This is a genomic window from Acinetobacter populi, from assembly GCF_002174125.1.
Taxonomy (GTDB): Bacteria; Pseudomonadota; Gammaproteobacteria; order Pseudomonadales; family Moraxellaceae; genus Acinetobacter; species Acinetobacter populi.
Genome location: NZ_NEXX01000001.1, coordinates 403542 through 422691, shown reverse-complemented (window position 1 = coordinate 422691; position 19150 = coordinate 403542). Strand labels below are relative to the sequence as shown.

16 protein-coding genes and 1 pseudogene are annotated in these 19150 nt (G+C 39.4%); 7 read left to right on the top strand and 10 right to left on the bottom strand.

What is annotated here, in order from left to right:
- Positions 1 to 40: 40 nt before the first annotated feature.
- From CAP51_RS01865 to CAP51_RS01835, 7 genes and pseudogenes are all read right to left on the bottom strand, one after another.
- Positions 41 to 988, bottom strand: coding sequence for a transporter substrate-binding domain-containing protein (locus CAP51_RS01865; RefSeq protein ID WP_087619031.1), 948 nt, complete (start codon positions 986 to 988; stop codon positions 41 to 43).
- Positions 989 to 1686: 698 nt separating this feature from the next.
- Positions 1687 to 3954: an ATP-binding cassette domain-containing protein gene (locus tag CAP51_RS01860; RefSeq protein ID WP_087619030.1), complete on the bottom strand. Its 2268-nt coding sequence runs from the start codon at positions 3952 to 3954 to the stop codon at positions 1687 to 1689.
- A 350-nt stretch (positions 3955 to 4304) separates the two neighbouring features.
- Entirely contained in the window at positions 4305 to 5456 is a 1152-nt protein-coding gene (locus CAP51_RS01855; protein ID WP_087619857.1) for a sterol desaturase family protein, read from the bottom strand.
- Positions 5457 to 5641: 185 nt separating this feature from the next.
- A pseudogene (locus tag CAP51_RS01850) lies at positions 5642 to 5845 on the bottom strand (hypothetical protein); the annotation flags it as partial.
- Positions 5846 to 5847: 2 nt separating this feature from the next.
- Positions 5848 to 6144 carry a type II toxin-antitoxin system RelE/ParE family toxin gene (locus CAP51_RS01845; protein WP_087619028.1) on the bottom strand — a complete coding sequence of 99 codons (297 nt, stop codon included), beginning with the start codon at positions 6142 to 6144 and terminating at the stop codon, positions 5848 to 5850.
- Between the two features lie 6 nt (positions 6145 to 6150).
- The gene (locus tag CAP51_RS01840; protein WP_087619027.1) at positions 6151 to 6336 is read right to left on the bottom strand and encodes a hypothetical protein; all 186 of its coding nucleotides are present in this window, start codon (positions 6334 to 6336) and stop codon (positions 6151 to 6153) included.
- Between the two features lie 67 nt (positions 6337 to 6403).
- Positions 6404 to 9349, bottom strand: a complete 2946-nt coding sequence (locus tag CAP51_RS01835) for a valine--tRNA ligase (protein WP_087619026.1) — start codon at positions 9347 to 9349, stop codon at positions 6404 to 6406.
- A 155-nt stretch (positions 9350 to 9504) separates the two neighbouring features.
- Between CAP51_RS01835 and CAP51_RS01830 the strand changes: the two genes are divergently transcribed.
- The 3 genes from CAP51_RS01830 to CAP51_RS01820 all read left to right on the top strand — a co-directional run bounded on the left by CAP51_RS01830 (position 9505) and on the right by CAP51_RS01820 (position 11815).
- Positions 9505 to 10170, top strand: a complete 666-nt coding sequence (locus CAP51_RS01830) for a hypothetical protein (protein ID WP_087619025.1) — start codon at positions 9505 to 9507, stop codon at positions 10168 to 10170.
- 28 nt (positions 10171 to 10198) lie between these two features.
- Positions 10199 to 10990, top strand: coding sequence for an SDR family oxidoreductase (locus CAP51_RS01825; RefSeq protein ID WP_087619024.1), 792 nt, complete (start codon positions 10199 to 10201; stop codon positions 10988 to 10990).
- A 183-nt stretch (positions 10991 to 11173) separates the two neighbouring features.
- Positions 11174 to 11815, top strand: coding sequence for an HD-GYP domain-containing protein (locus tag CAP51_RS01820; RefSeq protein ID WP_171294706.1), 642 nt, complete (start codon positions 11174 to 11176; stop codon positions 11813 to 11815).
- 103 nt (positions 11816 to 11918) lie between these two features.
- Here CAP51_RS01820 and lolA read toward each other — a convergent pair whose 3' ends face one another.
- The 3 genes from lolA to rplU all read right to left on the bottom strand — a co-directional run bounded on the left by lolA (position 11919) and on the right by rplU (position 13399).
- Positions 11919 to 12611, bottom strand: a complete 693-nt coding sequence (lolA, locus tag CAP51_RS01815) for an outer membrane lipoprotein periplasmic chaperone LolA (protein WP_087619022.1) — start codon at positions 12609 to 12611, stop codon at positions 11919 to 11921.
- Between the two features lie 202 nt (positions 12612 to 12813).
- Positions 12814 to 13068: a 50S ribosomal protein L27 gene (gene rpmA, locus CAP51_RS01810; protein WP_087619021.1), complete on the bottom strand. Its 255-nt coding sequence runs from the start codon at positions 13066 to 13068 to the stop codon at positions 12814 to 12816.
- Between the two features lie 19 nt (positions 13069 to 13087).
- Complete coding sequence (rplU, locus tag CAP51_RS01805) at positions 13088 to 13399, bottom strand: 50S ribosomal protein L21 (protein WP_087619020.1); 312 nt, start codon at positions 13397 to 13399, stop codon at positions 13088 to 13090.
- Between the two features lie 400 nt (positions 13400 to 13799).
- On the opposite strand from rplU, the gene sdsA reads away from it, so the two are divergent.
- The 4 genes from sdsA (at position 13800) to CAP51_RS01785 (ending at position 19138) form a co-directional block, all read left to right on the top strand.
- On the top strand, positions 13800 to 14783 hold the full coding sequence (gene sdsA, locus CAP51_RS01800) for an All-trans-nonaprenyl-diphosphate synthase (RefSeq protein ID WP_087619019.1): 984 nt from the start codon (positions 13800 to 13802) through the stop codon (positions 14781 to 14783).
- A 31-nt stretch (positions 14784 to 14814) separates the two neighbouring features.
- Positions 14815 to 16845, top strand: coding sequence for a site-specific recombinase (locus tag CAP51_RS01795; protein WP_087619018.1), 2031 nt, complete (start codon positions 14815 to 14817; stop codon positions 16843 to 16845).
- Positions 16846 to 17247: 402 nt separating this feature from the next.
- Positions 17248 to 17865 carry a phosphatase PAP2 family protein gene (locus CAP51_RS01790; protein WP_087619017.1) on the top strand — a complete coding sequence of 206 codons (618 nt, stop codon included), beginning with the start codon at positions 17248 to 17250 and terminating at the stop codon, positions 17863 to 17865.
- Positions 17866 to 17875: 10 nt separating this feature from the next.
- Positions 17876 to 19138: an efflux RND transporter periplasmic adaptor subunit gene (locus tag CAP51_RS01785; RefSeq protein WP_087619016.1), complete on the top strand. Its 1263-nt coding sequence runs from the start codon at positions 17876 to 17878 to the stop codon at positions 19136 to 19138.
- Positions 19139 to 19150 lie beyond the last annotated feature (12 nt).

Here is a 19150-nt window from a genome sequence, read left to right as displayed (position 1 = left end):
TGACCCATCACATCAACCAGAGGATATGATGGGCTAAAGATTATTGATCTCTATCGTGCGGATTGGCAATTAAAGCTTTCACCTCATCCGACATTGGGAAGTTCAAATTGATGCCTTTTGGTGGAATTGGAGATTCAAACCATTTTGTATACATCTGATTGATTTCACCTGATGCAAATGTTGCTTTGATCGCATCATCTACCACTTGTTTAAAGCCGGTATCACCTTTACGTAGCATACAGCCATAAATTTCTTTAATTGGTGCAGTGCCGACAATCACCCATTGATCAGGATTCTTGGCTTTGGATTTTTCACCCGCCAATAAGATGTCATCCATCATAAAGGCAGCAGCACGACCATTTTGCAGCATCAGGAATGATTCTGCATGATCCTTGGCTGAAATCACTTCGCCCACGCCCAATTCGGTAGCATGTTGACGTAACCAGCGTTCGGAGGTTGTACCTGCTGTGGTCACAACTTTTTTACCTTTCAAATCGGAATAGTCATTGATGCCGGAATCTTTTGAGGTTAATAGGCGGCCACCGACTTCAAAATAACCTACAGAGAAATCAACCTGTTGTTGGCGTTCCTTATTATTTGTGGTTGAGCCACATTCAATATCCACAGTACCATTTGAGACCAATGGAATACGGTTTTGGCTTGTTACCAGATTATAGCGAATCTTAAGATCCGGTAAATTGAGTTTTTGCTTGACAGCTTCAACCACTTTTAACTGTAAATCGTGAGCATAACCGACAGGTTGCTGAGGATTATCTGCAATGTAGGAAAATGGAATAGACGAATCACGATAGCCAAGAACAATAGTGCCTGATTGTTTGATTTTATCTAATGTACCAGATGACGAGCTGGCTGAACCAGAAGCTGCATCGCCAGAAGCCGGTGCCTTGTTGTCACTACATGCACTTAAACCAAGCATAAGCGCACTGGCACAAAGCAAAGAAGTTACGGTACGTTTATTCGAAAGCATAAAAACTCCGTTTTTGAGTAATTCATCACTGATCTTATATTCAAAAGGCATACCACAATGACAGATATATGAAAAAATATATAAGTATATGCTGCAAATTGAACCAAATTTATCTTAATCTAATTTTACTGAGTGCTACAAGAGCGGAGTAAAATTTATTTTGTAATCTAAGTGATTAAAATTTATATATTTTTTAAAAAAACTGGTGAGGTACGATTTATCTGCTGAATAGACAGAATCATTTAAAATAATGAAGAAGTGTGAGATAGCCAGGAATTTATTTTGATTCTCACTTTTATTTAAGCATTATGCTGGGCATATTTCAAGAAATCGTCGTTAATTTTGTTCATTTACAGCGCGATTAAGCGTAAATAGAAGCCAATTTTGATTTCATTACTTCTCGTTTTCGGGTTGGGCAATCATTTTGTCTGTAAAACATGGCTTTAATGATTTTTAGTTATTTTTGTTTTAATTTGGTGCAAATTATTTTTAATGATTTGTTTTGGTGCATTATGGTTATATTGTTCTATTACATGCGCTAAAATAATTTTCTTTTTCCATCTAAAACTTGGCAATACCTCTATGCCCATCATTGCATCGAATCAGGTTTCGATGAATGATGGATTGATGTCATTATTTGTATGTTTCACCTTTTAATTTGAGCGTCAATTGAAAGGGTGATGAATGCTCAACACACGCTAGACAAGTCCTAAATATTTTCTGAGATAAAAAGCTGTGAATGATCTACCGGGATTGTTTATTAAATCATCCACTGTTCCAGCGAAAATCAATTCTCCACCTTGATCACCAGCCAGTGGTCCAATATCGATAATCCAATCGGCTTGGGTCATAATTTCCAGATTATGTTCAATCACAATAATGGTATTGCCCTGATCAACCAGATTGTTGAGTAATTGAATGAGTTTTTCGGTATCTGATGGATGGAGGCCAGAGCTGGGCTCATCCAGTACAATAATATGACCTGTTCCATTGATTTCTTTGCTTAATTTTAATCTTTGACGTTCTCCACCTGAGAAGGTATTTAAACGCTGACCAATTGCGATATAGTCTAATCCCAGACTCATTAATAACTGGAATTGTTGTTGTAAATATTCATGATCAAAAAAATGAATTGCTTCTGCGACAGTCATTTTCATGATGTCGGCGATATTTTTGTCTTTATAAAGGTATTTTAAAATTTTGGGGGCATAACCTGAACCATGACACATCTCACAGGTCATTTCGATATCATCCAGAAATGCCAAATCAACTTTTTCAATTCCAGTTCCCTTACATTGAGTACAGGCACCATCACTATTAAAACTAAATAGTTTTGCGCTGACGTTATTGGCTTTGGCAAATAATTGCCTGATTGGATCGAGAAGATCAAGATAGGTGAGTAAATTAGATCGTGCTGTGGCGGTAATGGCAGATTGATCAATCAATTTGGTTTCAGGATATTGTTGCGGTAATACTTTGCTGATCAAGGTGCTTTTTCCTGATCCTGCAACGCCTGTCACTACGGTCAGGCAATTTTTAGCAATCGGTACATCAATGTTTTTTAAATTAAATAAATGGGCATTTTTAATCCAAATCTTTTCATCATGTTGGCGGGGTATTTTTTTATAACCAGTAGGCTTACGGAAAAATTGTCCGGTGAGTCCTGCTGAATGTTTTAATTCGGCAAAATTACCCTGATAAATAATTTTTCCACCGTTTGTACCTGAAAGAGGTCCCATGTCAATCACATGATCAGCAATTCTAATCAGATCGGGATCGTGCTCTACCAGTAACACACTATTTCCCTTATCTCTAATTTTTTTAATAATTTCAATAATGTTTTCTAAATCTTTGGGGTGTAGGCCAATACTGGGTTCATCAAAGATATAAAGCAGATCGACCAGACTGTTGCCCAGATGTTTTACCATTTTAATGCGTTGTGACTCACCACCAGACAGAGTATTACTGATACGGTTTAGATTAAGATAACTCAAACCAACCAGATTTAAATTATTCAGTTTATTTTTGATTTCATTCAAAATGGTTTCATATTTTTCACTTTCGAGAGATTCAATAAATTCTAATAATGCTGTTACCGAGAGAGCAGTACAGTCGGCAATATTTTTGCCTTTAAATTTACAGGATAAAGATTTTTGATTCAGGCGCTGTCCGTGACATAAAGTACAGGGTTTTGTCGTAATGATAGGATCAAGGCTATGTCGATAGCGGTTGCGTTCTTGTGCTTCACCTTTTAAATAATTACGTTCAAATCGGGTGATTAAGCCTTCATAGAGTGCGGTTTTTTTCCAGTTACTGGTTGGATGTAAGGGTTTATGCTGGGGTGCATTTAAAAATAAATCCCATTCTTCTTTGCTATAGTCTTTTAACTTTTTATCCAAATCGAAATAACCGGAATCAGCATAGCGTGTCCACCGCCAGGCATGAGGGCGATAGGTTGGAAAATTAATCACACCGTCTTCATTAAGTGACTTATTTAAATCCAGAATTTTGTAAATATCAATGGTCTGTTCCAAACCAATGCCTTCACATTGCGGACACATGCCACTAGGATGATTAAATGAAAATACAGTCGCATAGCCTACAAATGGTTGGCCCATACGGGAAAATAACAAACGCAGGTTGGCATAAATGTCGGTAATGGTGGCAACGGTAGAACGAATATTTCCAGTCAAAGGTTTTTGATTAATAATGACCGGAACATTGAGATTCTCAATTTTATCCACATCTGCCACACCAAAATGCTGCAAACGATGGCGAATGAAACTGTCTTGTGTTTCATTGATTTGTCTTTGCGCTTCTGCGCCGATGGTTTCAAAGACTAAAGATGATTTACCTGAACCTGATACGCCAGTAAAAGCGACGATTTGATGTTTGGGAATTTTTAAAGAAATATTTTTAAGATTATTCTGCCGTGCCCCGTAAATATTGATTGTTTTATTTACCATTTTGTTCTGCTCCGGTTATGAAAATATGACTTTTATCTCTTTAAATGGCGATCGCGCACCAAGCTGTATTGGTGCAGTTACAATGCCAAGGATAATTTTCACTTATGATGTTTTGGACTGTTTAAGTCATTTTATCGCATATTTTTCTGATAACGTTGTTATAAACAGAATACCAACAAAATCTGATTTTATTTCTTATCGTAATCAATGAAGTTACGTTAAATAAGAATTCATTCATAATCTTTGATTTGATCGAGATGATCCCGATATTCATAATTTTGCTTTTAATAAGCAGGCTTGAATAGTGTGTATAGCCTATAGTTTATATGTTGATGATTGAATCGGAATTGCTATGTTCTGTTATTTCGATTTTTCCATTTCTTGATATATTTCTTGAATGGCCATGTAAATTGTTTCACAAAACTATTTGGAATTTTATAACCTACAGTACCGTAAACACTTGCCAAATGATTTGGTATATACATACTTTTAAAAATCACATCATATAATGGAATGAACGCTGCATAATTCTTATCAATTGCAGGTTTTTCCGAAGAGTGGTGCCAATGGTGAAATTCAGGTGTAGCGATAATCCAGCGTAAATAAGGAAAACGAAAGCGCACATTGGAATGAATAAAAATCGCATGAAATGAAATAAACACTAGATAGGCAAATACCGCAGACGTATGAAAACCTAATAAAAAAATGGGTAAAGTGGCTATAAATCTGGTGAGTAATATTTCAACGATATGTAAACGTGACGATGCGAGCCAGTCCATTTGTTCGGTAGAATGGTGAATCGCATGAAAACGCCATAAGAATGGGACTTCATGCATGGCACGATGCAGCCAATAGGTAGTGAAATCTACGACGATCAATAATTCGATAAATTGTAACCATAACGGCTGTACCTGAATGATCGGTGAAATTGGATTACTCGGTAAATGCGTAATCCAGTATTGAATCGGCATTACTGTCAAAAAGGTAAATAACTGCAACCCAATGTGGCTAAACATGAAATATTTCATATCAGTAATCCAGCCAACACGTAATATTTTTTGTTTGGGATTCTTTGCGAAAAAACCTTCAAGTGGAATAAAGACCAGTGCCAAAATGAATAAGGTCAATACGAAATAGTCAAAGCCTGCATAAAACGGCAAGGTCGGGAGGGTTGGTGCTTTGATTAATCCACAACCTAATACTGCGGCAATCACAGCGAAGCATAGGCCATAAAAACCAAAGCGATTTTGTCGAATAATGGCACTAAATGCACCAAAGCCGGCACTCATCAAAATTCCAAAAATTAGACTATAATAAAAAATATTGTAATATTTGCTATATAAAGGTCGAAGTTCAGGGGTTGTTAAAACACTGGGAAATAAAAAACAAAGAGCGCCAAAAATACACAATAAACCAATAGAAACAGAAAGAAATGCACTTACCTTACCCAAGCCTGCATTTAACTCTAAATTTTCAAATCGTTCTCGTAAATGATCCGTCATTGTTGTCATATTCTTTGTTGTTGCCTAAATAGAATATTAGCAAAAAATTTAATGTTATGTTTTTATTTAAGCTTATTTGAAGTCAATAAATTAGATGGAAATAAGAAAATTGATGTTTAAAATTAAAAAATCCCCTTAACTTTTTAAGGGGATTTTAGTTGCTTCTTTAAATCTATTACAATGACTTAAAGCGCAGCAATCTGCTCCATATTCGCCTTAATTTTTGCCAATTGATCTGCAAATTCAGCCAGTTTAGCTTTTTTACCTTCAACCACGGCAGCAGGGGCTTTGGCAACAAAACCTTCATTACTTAGTTTAGTTGTGATTTGATCATGCTGTTTCTGGATTTTATTCAGATCTTTTTGCAAGCGGCCCAGTTCTGCTTTGGGAATCAATCTAATTGAAATTGAGTTTGTTCTAATATTTGTCGCTTATGCACAATCGCTAAAATATAAATATCATTCTTTTCAATTTGATAGATGATTCGGTAACTATGGATAGAAAGTTCACGAATATGTTCTTGGTCCGTTTCTGGTGTGATTTTTCCAATTTTTAAAAACTTCTCTAAAATTTTAGTTTTTTGAGTGATATCAAGTACAGTTCGTTTGGCATAAAGCGGCGAGTCTTTAGCAATATAATTATGGATATCTCGCAGTTGCATTCGTGCGTGTTCAGTCCAAACTACCATAAAAAATTACCATGATTCGATATCCTGTAATAGCTGATCTACAGTGATGATTTGATGATTTTGAATATCATTTTGTCCTTTTTGGATATTTTCTAAAACATAAAGCTCATACATCATGCTTTCGATATCTACATTTTCAGGTAGTTTTTCTATCGTTAGTAAGACTCGCTGTTTAATACTTAAATCTGACATGAGAACTCCTAAAATACAGCCTAGAACATTGTTGTCCTAGGCTTGTTATATAATGAATTGCGATAGATTACAAGTTCGCAATCTGCTCCATATTCGTCTTAATTTTTGTCAATTGATCTGCAAATTCAGCCAGTTTGGCTTTTTCACCTTCAACCACGGCAGCAGGGGCTTTGGCAACAAAACCTTCATTACTTAGTTTAGTTGCGATTTGATCATGCTGTTTCTGGATTTTATCCAGATCTTTTTGTAAGCGGCTCAGTTCTGCTTTTGGATCAATCAAACCTTTCATTGGAACAAAGACGGATGCATGACCAACCACGGAGGAGGAAGAAAGAGGTGGTTCTTCGCCATTTGCCAAGAAGGTGATGTTTTCTACTTTTGCCAAGGCTTTAAACAATGGTTCAATGCGTTCAATCTGCGTACGTTCTGCCTCAGAAATATTTTGCAGCAGCACAGGCAGTAAACGCGCATTCCCTAGACCCATTTCACCACGAATATTACGCACCGCACCAATCAAACCTTGTAACCATTGCATATCTGCTTCGGCTTGTTCACTGATTTTATCTTGTTCGGCAACTGGGTAAGGTGCCAGCATAATCGTGTCACCACCTTTACCAATCATCGGTGCAAGGGTTTGCCAGATTTCTTCGGTCAGGAATGGCATCAACGGATGCGCCAGACGTAAAGCCGTTTCCATCACACTGAGTAATACACGACGCACTTCGGCCTTACGTTCATCAGAAACACTGGCATCATTTAAAACTGGTTTTGTTAGTTCGACATACCAGTCGCAATATTCATTCCAGATAAAGTCATAAATGGTTTGTGCCACCAGATCCAGTCGATAGGTAGCAAAACCTTGCTGTACTGCTTGTTCAGCTTTTTGTAAGCGACTGACAATCCATTGCTCCGGTAATTCCCAAAGATCAGGACGAGCAGTTTGACCAACTGTCTGACCTTCGACATTCATCAGCACAAAACGGGTTGCATTCCAGATTTTATTGGCAAAGTTACGGTAACCTTCAACCCGTTTTAGATCGAATTTGATGTCACGACCAGTATTGGCCAGCGCACAGAAAGTAAAGCGCACAGCATCTGTACCATAGGCATTGATACCATCCGGGAATTCTTTACGGGTGGCTTTTTCAATTTTTGCTGCCTGTTTTGGATTCATCAAACCCGTAGTACGTTTGGCGACCAGACTTTCCAGATCAATACTGTCGATCAAATCCAATGGATCAAGCACGTTGCCTTTGGATTTGGACATTTTCTGACCTTCACTATCACGTACCAGACCATGCACATAGACAGTTTTAAACGGTACTTGTGGTGTGCCATCTTCATTTTTCATAAAGTGCATGGTGAGCATGATCATGCGCGCCACCCAGAAGAAAATAATGTCAAAACCGGTGACCAATACATCAGTCGGATGGAAGGTTTTCAGGAAATAGTTTTCCGCATCTTTCTTGGCATCACCAGTCCAGCCTAGTGTAGAGAATGTCCACAGACCAGAGGAGAACCAAGTATCCAGTACATCTTCATCTTGGTAGATATAATAATCTGCCGCCAAATTGTACTTTTGACGAACTTCGGCTTCGTCACGACCAACATACACCGCACCATTTTCGTCATACCATGCTGGAATACGATGACCCCACCACAATTGACGGGAGATACACCAGTCCTGAATATTGTTCATCCATGCCATATACATATTGGTATATTGTTCAGGCACAAATTTGATACGACCATCTTTCACGGCTTCAATGGCAGGTTGTGCCAGTGGTGCAATTTTGACATACCATTGATCTGTTAATAAGGGTTCTACGATCACACCGGAACGGTCACCACGTGGCGCTTTGAGGGTATATGGATCGATTTTTTCCAGCCAGCCTTCAGCTTCTGCCTCACTCACCAGTTTTTTACGGGCGTCATAACGCTCTAAACCGACATAATCTTCAGGTGCAACCAGTGTCTTACTGATAGGTTCACCTGCTTTTTCCATCCAGTCAAATTCACCGAGAATTTCGGCATTTTTATTAAAGATATTGATTAAAGGCAGATTGTGGCGTTTACCTAATTCATAATCGTTAAAGTCATGCGCAGGGGTAATTTTGACACAGCCTGTCCCAAAGTCTTTTTCTACATAGTCATCGGCAACAATCGGTACAATACGATCGGTAATCGGCAAACGAATATTTTGACCAATCAGGTGCTTATAGCGTGAGTCGGAAGGATGTACTGCAACTGCTGTATCACCTAATAACGTTTCCGGACGTGTGGTGGCAACCACCAGATAATTTTTACCGTCGGCAGTTTTTAAATTTTCGTCGGCAAAGAAATATTTAAAATGCCATAAAGAACCTTGTTCTTCATTGCTTTCTACTTCCAGATCAGACAGGGCAGTATGCAGTTTTGGATCCCAGTTCACCAGACGTTTACCACGATAAATCAGTCCTTCTTCATGCAGTTTGACAAAGACTTCTTTAACTGCATTGGATAGACCTTCATCCATGGTAAAGCGTTCACGTGACCAGTCTACCGAAGAACCTAAACGACGGATTTGACGGGTAATATTACCACCGGATTGTTCTTTCCATTCCCAGACTTTTTCAATGAATTTTTCTCGTCCAAGATCATGACGGCTAATACCTTGCGCACCAAGCTGGCGTTCTACCACCATTTGGGTGGCAATCCCAGCATGGTCGGTACCTGGCTGCCACAGGGTGTTTTTGCCATTCATACGGTTATAACGTGTCAAGGCATCCATGATGGCATTGTTAAAGCCATGTCCCATATGCAGGCTACCAGTAACATTCGGTGGCGGAATCATGATACAAAATGATTCACCTTCACCAGATGGTTTGAAATAGCCGTTTTCTTCCCACACTTGATACCATTTGTTCTCGATGAGAGAGGGATCATAAGTAGTGGCAATATTTTCGGCAGACTGGTTTTCAGCAGTTTGGTTTGCAGCGGAAGTGTGCTGATTTGTGCTATTGGTGTCAGACATATGAACTAAAAAGTATTAAAAAAATTTCATCTATTGTAGCAAAAAAATAGTTGTTCAGTCGCCCTATTCAAAGCACGAAATAAACATTGGGTCGATGATCGGTTTTTGTTAGTATAAATTGAATGAATAAAGAGAAAGCCTGTTGAGGGAATGACATGGCCATACGATTTGTAAAAATACCAGTCAATCAAGACACCTATCAAAAGTTACAACAGATCACGCAGGCACTCAATCGTGGTGAGAAAACACCATTGGCAAAACCACTTGGTGAGGTATTTACCGAGTTAACCTGTGAAGTGCTGGATCAGGCATTTGGGGCGTTGGCAAAATCTCAAGAAAATACTGATGATGTACAGGCACAGGAAACAGCCAAAGTCTTAGGTCAGATTGATACACACTTACAGAAATATATGCCTTGGTCGATTTCATTGTTCAGTAATATACGTTTACAACCTGTGGCAAACTATATTTTGGATCAGTTTGATTGTGATGATCCGCAGCAGATTTATTTACAATATGCACTATCTCCGACGCTTGCCAGCAGAGTGCAGCAGAATTATGAGAGATTAATGCAAAATGATTCGCTGGCTGTTGTGCCAGTGTTTGATGATTTGATCGAGGTCATTGATACCGGAGTAACAGCCCATATCCGTACCCCGAAAACCATATTAAAGTTTAATTATGTGGTCGATAAAACCCTGACCAGGATAATCAATTTGGTGACTAACCTAGGTTATAAGCGCATTGAAAAAGTTGCTAGACATTTATCGCTTTCTCAAGCACAACAATACGCCAGACACTTCAATGGTTTTATCCAGTAAATAATGTTATGAATAAAGGAAAATAAGGATGTCGAAAAAGCAAACAGTATGGATCACAGGTGCAAGTTCTGGAATTGGTGCAGCTTTGGCACAGGTTTTTGCAGCACAGGGCGCAACAGTCATTTTAACTGCCAGACGTTTGGATCAGCTTGAGGCGGTACGGGCAAAATTGTCTAATCCAGACCAGCATCATTGCATTGCACTGGACATTACCGATTTCGAACAGGTGGACCAAACTGTCAAAGCCGTCTTTGCAAAATTTACGACTGTAGATGTGCTAATTAATAATGCTGGTTTGAGCCAGCGTGCATTAATTGCTGATACAAGCATGGACACGGAACGAAAAATCATGGAAGTCGATTATTTTGCTCAGGTCAATCTGAGTAAACAGGTATTACCTTATTTTGTACAGCAAAAATCCGGACAGCTTGCGTTTGTCTCGAGTGTGGCAGGTTTATTGGGTACACAATATCGTGCCAGTTATTCTGCGGCCAAAGCGGCAATTCATATTTGGGCTAATAGTTGTCGTGCCGAATATGCAGATCAGGGGATTAACGTATCTGTGATTTTTCCGGGTTTTGTACAAACGGATGTGGCGAAAAATGCACTCAATGGCGCAGGACAACCACAAGGTCATGAGGATGAAGCAACAGAAAATGGTTTAAGCGCTGAAGATTTTGCCCGGCAAGTGGTACATGCTTTGACAGCAAAACAAGAATATATCGTGGTCGGTGGCAGTAAAGAAAAATTGGGTGTATTGGTTTCTCGGCTTTCCCCAAAACTGTTATATAAAATGATTCGTAAAACGCAAGTGAAGTGATGCAGTCCCATCAAGCTTAAGGATTTGATGATACTTGAATCTATCTGATTAAATTTTTAGCGTGTGATGGGATTATGTCTTATTCCAAATAGTTTAGGCTTGTGTTTAAAGCATTAACATGTTTTTATTTATCGATATTTTAATTTTTTATGTTTAGAAGCTAATTTATCGATGCAGCATGCCATGGTTTCTGACAGTTCTGGTCATCTTGAAGTCGATCAATGTCAGCAAAAATTATCCGAAATGACTCAAGCACTGATTCAGCTTTTGTCAAAAGTTCATCGCTTGCAGGATGTTTACACTGCCGGACATCAGCATCGGGTTGGTTTATTCTGCAAGGCAATTGCAGAAGAAATGGGTTGGGCAGAATCCGACTGTGGACAAATGTATTATGTTGGGTTATTGCATGATTTTGGTAAGATTGCGATTCCACATCAGGTCTTGCATAAAGTGGGCACACTTGAGCATGAAGAAAAAAAATTAATCAAAAGCCATGTTGAAGTGACATATGATCTTTTAAAAGATATTCCGTTTGAATTTCCTTTGGCAGAAATTGTGGTCCAGCATCATGAACGTATCGATGGAAGTGGTTATCCAAAGGGGTTAAAAGGCGACCAAATACTGCCCCAAGCCAATATTTTGATCGTTGCAGATGTGGTCGAGGCAATTGCTGCGAAAAGGTCTTATCGTGAGGCTTTGGGACTAGATTTTGCACTAAGTGAATTAAAAAAAGGGCAGGGTAAAATCTACGATCAAACGGTGTGTGATGCTGTTTTTCGTCTTTTTTATGAAAAAGACTATGCTTTACCGACCTCAGAACAATAACCGAAAATTGAATACCAAGTAACTGTGATATGAAAATGTCGCATTCTTTAACTGCAATGTGATAAAGAATGCGAGGTATTGATTCATGGATGTTTAGCTGGTTTTATTGCTCAATAATATCTGTGCCTTTGGGTGGGGTAAAATTAAATACACTATTACTAATCTGTGCATTCAGTTTTACATTTTTAAACTTGATGGTTGTGGTCTGACCCATTGAGTCCTCTAGAATCATTAAGGTTGGTGCTTTGTTTGGACCAAAACTAATTAACAGACGTTCAAAAGCACCTTCTTTATTCTTGGGCGTTAAACTGTAATAGGTTTTACTGGCATCAGGCTGCCCTACAGTATAGGCATTCATAATTTCCTGTGCATTACCGGATAACAGTAGAGCTGGGGTATTTGCAACCTGATCATCCAGACTTTGTTTTACGGCTTGTTGTAAATCTGGATCATAAATCCATACCGATTGTCCTGTGGTTACAATGGTCTGTTTGGCAGGTTTGGTGGTTTCCCAATAGAATTTGCCGGGGCGGGCGACCTTCATAACACCACTAAAGTTTTGATTGAGATGTTGAGGTGTCGGTTTGTTTTGTTGCTGGCTATTACGTGCCTGTGTTAAGCGGGTACTTTGTTCAAAATCGGCAGTTAGGCTCTGGATGCTGCTGAGTTGTTTGACCAGATTATTGGTGGCTTGTTGTGTGGTTGCGGCGGCGGCATAACTTTGAGTGGTCATCATTGAGGATAGACCAAGTGCTGTAATGGCAAAAGCATAAGATGATTTTTGTAAAAGATTCATAACGTAATTTAATCCTGATTCCCACGATTTATGCTGACATCTTACTGGGTTTTAAATTGAAAAAAATGGAGAAATGACAGGATTTTGTTTAGATTCAGTCGTAAATTGCATATCTGTGTAGCGAAAAATACTATTTTATGAAAAAGATGTGAAACTTTAAATAAAAAAACCCGCAAAAGCGGGCTTTTTGAACCATTAAAACTTATGCTTCAACAGTTACATAGCGACGGCCAAATTGACCCTTCACTTCAAACTTTACTACGCCATCAGCAGTTGCAAATAAAGTATGGTCACGGCCCATACCTACATTGTTACCTGCATGGAATTCTGTACCACGTTGACGAACGATGATGTTACCTGCTGTTACAGTTTGACCACCGTAGATTTTTACACCTAACATTTTAGGATTCGAATCACGACCGTTTTTTGTCGATCCACCGGCTTTTTTCGTTGCCATGTCTATTTACTCCTCGTGATTAGCCTGCAATACCAGTAATTTTCAACTCGGTAAACCATTGACGGTGACCTTGTTGTTTACGGTAGTGTTTACGACGACGCATTTTAACAATACGCACTTTGTCATGACGACCATGACTAACCACTTCTGCAGTTACTTTTGCGCCAGCAACAACTGGAGCACCGATTTGAACGCTTTCACCGTTTACAAGCAATAATACATCATCAAATGTAATTGTTGAGCCAGTTTCTGCTTTCAATAATTCAACTTTAAGGGTTTCACCCTCAACTACACGGTGCTGTTTACCACCGCTTTGGATTACTGCGTACATAATGTACTCCACACATGCCCGTGTCGTCGTGTCGATCAGGAATAATCGAACTTCAAACGAACGCCACTGGGGTATATAAGGGGCAGAATTTTACGAAATTTTCGATCAAACAACAAGTGTTTGTATAAAAAATAACAATGAATTTTGTCTGCAAGTTCTTTTTTATCGTTGGTATATGCTCTTTGTCGTTTAGATCCGAGCAAAATTATCAATACAGATGTGATTTAAAGTCAGTAAATAGGCTTGCAAGTTGTAGGGACATTCATGACAATGGCAACTTGGCGAAGATTGATTTTATTAAATTGTTAAAATTTAATATTTTGAATCATCGGCTTTTGATAAGATAGGATGACAAAGTCAGATCGCAATACATAATTGGCAGGATAAATGAGGTTTTTGCATGACGATTGATTTTAAACGGGATGTGCTTGCTCCGGTTGCGCATGACTTCGCTGCGATGGATCAATTTATTAATGAAGGGATTACCTCCAAAGTTGCTTTGGTGATGTCAGTCAGTAAACATGTGGTAGAAGCCGGCGGAAAACGCATGCGTCCAATCATGTGTTTACTTGCAGCAAGAGCTTGTGGTCTGTCGGATATGACCCATGCTCGCCATCTGGCTGCAATTATCGAAATGCTACATACCGCCACACTGGTACATGATGATGTGGTAGATGAATCTGGTTTGCGTCGTGGTCGTCCCACTGCCAATGCAACATGGAATAATCAGACTGCGGTATTGGTTGGTGATTTTCTAATTTCTCGTGCTTTTGATTTGTTGGTGAATATTAAAAACTGGGATCTTCTTAAGGATTTTTCTACAGGTACCTGTGAAATTGCCGAAGGTGAAGTTCTGCAATTGCAATGGCAACACCAGCCGCATGCGACTGAAGATATTTATTTGCAAATTATTCATGGTAAAACTTCGCGTCTTTTTGAATTGGCCACAGAGGGTGCAGCTATTCTGGCCGGACAGGAAAACTATCGAGAAGCCATGCGCCATTATGCCGGGCATTTTGGTAATGCCTTTCAGATCATTGATGATATTCTCGATTACACTTCCGATGCCGAAACGCTGGGTAAAAATATTGGTGATGATTTGATGGAAGGAAAACCGACCTTACCATTGATTGCAGCTTTAAAATTGACAGATGAAAATGCCGAAGAACATCAAATTGTATATAAAAGTATTGCAACTGGTGGAACATCTCAGTTAGAGCAGGTCATTTCGATTGTAAAAAAATCGGGTGCACTTGACTATTGTATGCAACGCGCTAGAGAAGAAACGGAAAAAGCTATTGAGGCATTACAGGCTTTGCCAGAAAGTGAATATCGGCAAGCGCTGGAAAATCTGGCGCAACTTGCGTTGGATCGTATCCAATAAACCCAGCCACTAAAAGGAGAGGTGTTCTATCATGCATGCTGAGTTGCAGAATGTGTTATCCAAAATGCAAATTCAGACCGAGATGGAACATCTTGATCCTCAATTGATGCTACAACTGGTCGAATGTTTACGTCCGCAAGACCCCAATGATCGGCAAGAGATCCACCAAAAGATCCAGAATTTTATTCAGAATATTTTAATCACTCCCACTGCCACTGAAATTTTACAGTGCTTTGCCTTAAGGCTTTTGAATCAATATAAACAAGTTAGTTTATATACCGAAAGTGGCATTTTAAGCTCAGAAGGATTTAATACTCAATTATTACAGCGGATTGGCGCACATTTTTTACCCCTGCTCAAAGATAAAACTGAACTCAAGGAATTGGTTGGTCTGGTTTTTTATCGCAAAACTGACCAGACTTGGTTGGAAAATATAAGCTCTGAAGACTGGCAGGGTATTTTAAGATTATTTGCGCAGTCCAATGCCAATCAGGAACAAAAGCACAATCTTCGTATGCAGATGATTCATGCGATTATGGTGTTATCGTATCGTATCAGCTCAATTGGTTTGCATCCCGAATTTAGTCATGCTTATCCAAAGATTGACGAATATGAGTCACCTTTTCTGATTCAGAATCGTGAAATTATTGAATATATTGAACTCTATAAAAAATATGAAGCACAATATGACATTGCATCCGTAATGCCATTACCAGATCCGGGGCAGGCACTGGTGATGCTGGATCAATGTCGAGATATTCTACTTCGAGTCAAACGTAGCACAAAGCGCAGTGGTGTCAGTTTAAGTCTGACCTATTTGCTGGTATTGCTTGAGCAATGTTTACAGCGTATAGAAACACTACTGCATGTGGTGTCTGATCAGCAACAGAGCCAGCAAATTGCGATTATGGCGCTATTACGCAATTTGACCTCTGCCTATTACGATGATCAAAGTGTCAGGGCGTTATTAGCCACCAATACCGAGTTAATTGCCTTACAGGTCACCGAAAATGCCAGTCGGACTGGAGAGCATTATGTCAGTACTGACAAACAAGGTTTCTTTAAAATGTATCGCTCAGCTGCCGGAGCAGGTGTCATCATTGCCACTATGGCAACTTTGAAGGTACTGGCTGCACGGATCAGTATGGCACCCTTGATGCAGGCTTTTGTCTATAGTATGAATTATAGTCTGGGCTTTGTTTTGATTCATTTTTTACATTTTACCGTGGCTACCAAACAACCTGCGATGACCGCTGCAGCGTTGGCTTCGACAATTCAGCACAGTAAGGGCTCGAAAACTGCTCAAATGGCAGAGCTGGCAACATTGATTATTAATATTATGCGGACGCAGTTTATTGCGATTGTAGGGAACATTTCGATTGCTATTCCTGTGGCTGCGTTGATTTCTACACTTTGGTTGCATGGCATGGGAGAGGCACTGGTTTCTCCAAGTAAGGCCAATCATTTGTTGCATGATTTAAACCCGTTTACCTCTTTGGCAATACCGCATGCTGCGATTGCTGGTGTTTGTCTATTTTTGTCGGGTTTAATTGCCGGTTATTACGATAATTTGGCGGTCTATCGAAAAATAGGCGCACGTTTGCAGGCCCATCCAGGGTTAAGAAACATGCTGGGACAAACACGGTTAGATCGGATGTCGCATTATATTGAGCGTAATCTTGGTGCAATCATGGGGAATTTTTTGTTTGGTATCATGCTTGGTAGTATGGGTACCTTGGGCTTTATTTTAGGCTTGCCACTTGATATCCGCCATATTGCTTTTGCTTCTGCCAATCTGATGCAGGGGTTGTTAAATATTGAAGGTACACCTGATATTGGGCTGATTTTTGTATCTTTTCTTGGTGTGCTTCTGATTGGTGTCACCAATTTATTCGTGAGTTTTAGTCTTACCATCTTTGTTGCACTGCGGGCTCGTCGAGTCCGATTAAAAGACTGGAAGTCTTTGTTTAAATTGATTTTAATACATTTTTTTACTCGGCCAATCGATTTTTTCTGGCCGCCAAAACAGCCTTTAAAAATTGATGAACAAGCAAAAAATTAGGTTAAATGTCAGTAGAGTTTTAATCATTAGCTGTGATCATAACTACTATCATGCTTTGTACAGAAAATTGGAAAACATGCAAGACTATCATTAAAATGATTTTTGGTTATGATGATTGAATCGGAAAATGTTTAGATGAGACATTTTTTTACAGCCTGAATTCTTTGGGGTGGGTAGGGAAGTTAAGGTATTTTGCGTGGTTTACTAACTTATAAATTGTGGATAAACGAAGGGTTTGGCAACAAATAATGAGATTGTCAAAATTTACAAAAATACTAGGATTTCTTTGCTATTCTTAAAATCTCCTTATTGAAAAAAAGTGTACCAATCAGTACACTTTGCATTCGGAGTGAACTACGTGTTTAATAATTGATTCTTTAATATTCATTTAAAGGTGAGCTGATGCGAGTTATTGGCTTCAGTTTATGGATTTTCATGTTGATGTTATGTGGGATTGCAATAAAATTTCCAGAAAACATCTTTGATTTGAAAAGCATTCAATATTTTCAACAGACTCACTCGGATTTTGCGATACAGCTGGCACAATATTTGGCATATGTGGGTGGTTTGCCCGGGACTGTCATCTTGGTATTGCTGTTGGTCATGTATAATTTGTTTAAAAGGCACAGGCTTGAAGCATATACATGTATTTTGGGATTATTATTTACAGCTTCAACAACGTGGTTATTAAAATGGATCTTTGCTCGTCCACGTCCTGTGGTTGAAACACAAGTTGTAGAAGTATATGGGAGTTCCTTTCCAAGTGCGCATAGTGCTTATGCCATGATGTTCGCATCTATGTTGATGATCAGTTTTCCATTAAAAGAATATCGCTGGATCTGGAGTATGGCGTGTTTTTGGTTCATTTTAATGGGGTTGTCTCGCGTATATCTTGGTGTTCATTATCCTACAGATGTTTTTGCGGGTTGGAGTTTGGCAGGTTTGATAATGTTATCTATTCATGCAAATTTATATCGGTCTGGAATAAAGCAACAAAATAGTCAAAAAGCGTTGTATTAGAGGTGAAATGATGAAATCGGCAAAGTGTTGGGCTCCTACGCTAACTGCTTGCACATTGGTGTTAAGCATGGCGTTGGTAGGATGCAGCAAGAATTCAGAAGAAGCAAAACAAGGTGCAGCCGCAGCGCAACAGACGCCGCCAGCTCAAGTGGGTGTCATTGTGGCGCAACCACAAAGTGTTGAAAGTACCGTTGAGCTTTCCGGCAGGACTTCTGCATATCAAATTTCTGAGGTTCGTCCACAAACCAGTGGCGTAATTTTAAAACGATTATTTACCGAAGGTAGCTATGTCCGTGAAGGTCAGGCACTTTATGAACTGGATTCCCGAACCAATCGTGCGGCATTTGAAAGTGCAAAGGCAAGTTTGCTGCAACAGGAAGCCAATCTTAATTCTCTCAAAATCAAATTAAACCGTTATAAACAGCTGGTCTCAAGTAATGCTGTTTCAAAACAGGATTATGATGATTTGCTAGGTCAGGTTAATGTTGCTCAGGCACAAGTGGATGCAGCAAAAGCCCAAGTACGAAATTCGGAAGTTGATTTGGGATATTCGACCATTCGTGCGCCAATTTCAGGTCAGACTGGTCGTTCTTCAGTAACAGCAGGGGCATTGGTGACCGCGGGTCAGGCAGATGCACTGGTGACGATTCAACAGTTGAATCCAATTTATGTTGATATTAATCAGTCCAGCACAGAATTGTTACGCTTACGTCAACAGTTAAGTAAAGGTACGCTGGATCAAAGTAATAATACAACAGTCAAACTGAAGCTGGAAGATGGGAGTACCTATCCGATCGAAGGCAAACTGGCATTTTCTGATGCAAGTGTAGACCAGACCACTGGTTCTGTGACATTACGTGCAGTATTCCAAAATCCAAATCAGTTATTGTTGCCAGGTATGTTTGCCAATGCACAAGTTGTGCAGGGTGTTATTCCCAATGCTTATCTGATTCCTCAGGCAGCGGTAACACGTACACCAACAGGACAAGCGACTGTATTTATTGCCAATGATAAAAATGTGGTAGAAACCCGTAATATTCAAACTGCCGGTGTTCAGGGACAAAACTGGATTGTGACCGAAGGATTGAAAGTTGGTGATAAAGTGATTGTTGAAGGTGTGGCAAAAGTTAAGGAAGGACAGCAAGTCAATGCGTCGCCTTATACACCTCAGGCACAACCCGCAGCGCAATCAAGCCAGACAGCTATTCCATCGGCAGAATCAAAATCATCTGAAGCGCAGCAAGCAAAACAACCAGCTACTTCAAATACATAAGGGGTAGGTTAT

Excerpts from the sequence above, each read along its gene's own strand:
- CAP51_RS01865 (WP_087619031.1), bottom strand. The coding sequence starts at position 988 with ATGCTTTCGAATAAACGTACCGTAACTTCTTTGCTTTGTGCCAGTGCG.
- CAP51_RS01860 (WP_087619030.1), bottom strand. The coding sequence starts at position 3,954 with ATGGTAAATAAAACAATCAATATTTACGGGGCACGGCAGAATAATCTT.
- CAP51_RS01855 (WP_087619857.1), bottom strand. The coding sequence starts at position 5,456 with ATGACGGATCATTTACGAGAACGATTTGAAAATTTAGAGTTAAATGCA.
- CAP51_RS01845 (WP_087619028.1), bottom strand. The coding sequence starts at position 6,144 with ATGGTAGTTTGGACTGAACACGCACGAATGCAACTGCGAGATATCCAT.
- CAP51_RS01840 (WP_087619027.1), bottom strand. The coding sequence starts at position 6,336 with ATGTCAGATTTAAGTATTAAACAGCGAGTCTTACTAACGATAGAAAAA.
- CAP51_RS01835 (WP_087619026.1), bottom strand. The coding sequence starts at position 9,349 with ATGTCTGACACCAATAGCACAAATCAGCACACTTCCGCTGCAAACCAA.
- CAP51_RS01830 (WP_087619025.1), top strand. The coding sequence starts at position 9,505 with ATGGCCATACGATTTGTAAAAATACCAGTCAATCAAGACACCTATCAA.
- CAP51_RS01825 (WP_087619024.1), top strand. The coding sequence starts at position 10,199 with ATGTCGAAAAAGCAAACAGTATGGATCACAGGTGCAAGTTCTGGAATT.
- CAP51_RS01820 (WP_171294706.1), top strand. The coding sequence starts at position 11,174 with ATGGTTTCTGACAGTTCTGGTCATCTTGAAGTCGATCAATGTCAGCAA.
- lolA (WP_087619022.1), bottom strand. The coding sequence starts at position 12,611 with ATGAATCTTTTACAAAAATCATCTTATGCTTTTGCCATTACAGCACTT.
- rpmA (WP_087619021.1), bottom strand. The coding sequence starts at position 13,068 with ATGGCAACGAAAAAAGCCGGTGGATCGACAAAAAACGGTCGTGATTCG.
- rplU (WP_087619020.1), bottom strand. The coding sequence starts at position 13,399 with ATGTACGCAGTAATCCAAAGCGGTGGTAAACAGCACCGTGTAGTTGAG.
- sdsA (WP_087619019.1), top strand. The coding sequence starts at position 13,800 with ATGACGATTGATTTTAAACGGGATGTGCTTGCTCCGGTTGCGCATGAC.
- CAP51_RS01795 (WP_087619018.1), top strand. The coding sequence starts at position 14,815 with ATGCATGCTGAGTTGCAGAATGTGTTATCCAAAATGCAAATTCAGACC.
- CAP51_RS01790 (WP_087619017.1), top strand. The coding sequence starts at position 17,248 with ATGCGAGTTATTGGCTTCAGTTTATGGATTTTCATGTTGATGTTATGT.
- CAP51_RS01785 (WP_087619016.1), top strand. The coding sequence starts at position 17,876 with ATGAAATCGGCAAAGTGTTGGGCTCCTACGCTAACTGCTTGCACATTG.